General features: G+C 42.6%; 3 protein-coding genes. All 3 read right to left on the bottom strand.

The window, feature by feature from the left end:
• Positions 1–358: 358 nt before the first annotated feature.
• Complete coding sequence (locus NC238_00660; GenBank protein MCM1564466.1) at positions 359–667, bottom strand: helix-turn-helix domain-containing protein; 309 nt, start codon at positions 665–667, stop codon at positions 359–361.
• On the bottom strand, positions 648–995 hold the full coding sequence (locus tag NC238_00665; protein MCM1564467.1) for a type II toxin-antitoxin system RelE/ParE family toxin: 348 nt from the start codon (positions 993–995) through the stop codon (positions 648–650). Before NC238_00665 ends, NC238_00660 begins: the two co-directional genes overlap by 20 nt.
• Before the next feature lie 619 nt (positions 996–1,614).
• Positions 1,615–1,829 (bottom strand): hypothetical protein (locus NC238_00670; GenBank protein ID MCM1564468.1); only part of this gene is annotated, 215 nt, incomplete at its 5' end.

The raw sequence follows: 1,829 nt of genomic DNA on the forward strand, positions 1-1,829 counted from the left end.
ATTTGTGCAGAATAGATCACTCTAATCAGTTGCAAGAATGCTTTTGGGTTGTAGTTTGATGTTTGCATATTGGTCTTGTTGGGTTTGGCATTAAATTACCACCAACGTTCGGCGGTATGTGCAGTTGGTCCGCCAGCTGGCGGACGGTGGCGCGTGTTTTTGCACTCGTGGTGCGATGCAGGATTATGATGGTTATTACTTAATTCTCGCGTTGGCAAAAACCGTGACACCAGGAGGGGGTCCCCGGCGGGAGCAGGGGCAGGCCGTGGCGCCAGCCACAAAACCGCCTCTTTATTTACCCAATTGTCGCGCCACGGAGCGCTAATGACATATACCGACCTGTTACCGACAGTGCTTTTTAGTCAAGTTGCAGTGAAAGTGTTAAATGCCCCCCAAACCCCTTACGAATAATCTTCATCAAGGTTGATAACCTTATGTCTGAAGCATTATTCTCAATCCTTGAGATATACGATTTGTTGGTCCCACATCTCTTGGCAAGCTCTTCTTGAGTAAGTCCCATTTTAAGCCTGGCATCTTCAAGTAGCGCACCGAGCCTGAAGACTTCAAACTGCTGTTCCCATTCTTCACGTTTTGGGGTACCTCTTTTACCGTATTTATTGTCGAGAAGTTCCTCGAAAGTTGTTATGTTATTTTCTGCCTTTTTCATTTTTGTACTCCTCCATAATTCTTAAAGCTCTTTCAATCTCTTTCTTAGGTGTCTTCTGTGTTTTCTTTATGTATGCATTCCCGACTACTACAATATTACCGTGATCAAAGAATGAAAAGATTCTATATATGTTATTGCCTACCTCAACTCTAATTTCATAAAGACCTTTGGTACCCTCCATGTGTTTAAAATGCTTTTCCGGAACATGAAGCGTTACCTTGATTAATCCCAGTGTCCATTCAATTTTTGATTGAACATCATCTGGTTGTTCTTCATAGAAATCCAGAAAATATCTCTTATAGAAGATAATTTGTCTTTCAAAAGCCATGCTACAAAGTTAACTAATTAGACAACATTTTGCAAATCTTAATTTGATTTTAATTGGATGTGACCCAGCATTGGCGGTAACGTTCGGCGGTATGTGCAGTTGGTCCGCCAGCTGGCGGACGGTGGCGCGTGTTTTTGCACTCGTGGTGCGGTGCAGGATTATGCGGTTATTACTTAATTCTCGCGTTGGCAAAAACCGTGACACCGGCGGGAGCCCCCGGCGGTGCCGGGGCGGCCTGTGCCGCTGGCCACATAACGGTCCTCTTTAGTCAGAAAATTCTCGCGGCACAGAAGCCAATGACATATACCGACCTGTTGTGTGCTGTGGTTATTTAAAGCTTAAATTTTGAGGATCCTGACGAGTGTCGTAAATTCTCAGAATATCAACATGATTCCTACTCTCTCTGTAGAATAAGGAATTATGCTTTGTCAACACCGCCTTTCTAATTTTATGCTTTTTATTGACAAGCGGAAATTGCCTTGGATTCTCTGATATCTGATTGATAAGATGTTCAGTCACATCCATAAATTCCGTAACTACATTCACATCCCAGTTAATGATTAGAAAGTCAAGGATTTGGTCGTAGTCTTTTTCGGATAGAGGAGCCCAGATAATGCTTTTAGGCACGAGAATATTTATTACGATATTTTGACACTACATTTTGATGCGGTATGCCCTTACCCTTATCTATTTCTTGAATTGCATCAAAAATACCATTTTTCTGAGAGTCAGAGAGTGAATCCCAATCCGTCAACTCCTTCTGGCCATTTATGAAGTTGACGACCACACCGTATAATTCCTCTAACTTGCTCTTTTCGAGCGAGTCTATCTGAC

It is taken from the genome of Dehalobacter sp., assembly GCA_023667845.1.
Lineage (GTDB): Bacteria > Bacillota > Desulfitobacteriia > Desulfitobacteriales > Syntrophobotulaceae > Dehalobacter.

Excerpts from the sequence above, each read along its gene's own strand:
- NC238_00660 (MCM1564466.1), bottom strand. The coding sequence starts at position 667 with ATGAAAAAGGCAGAAAATAACATAACAACTTTCGAGGAACTTCTCGAC.
- NC238_00665 (MCM1564467.1), bottom strand. The coding sequence starts at position 995 with ATGGCTTTTGAAAGACAAATTATCTTCTATAAGAGATATTTTCTGGAT.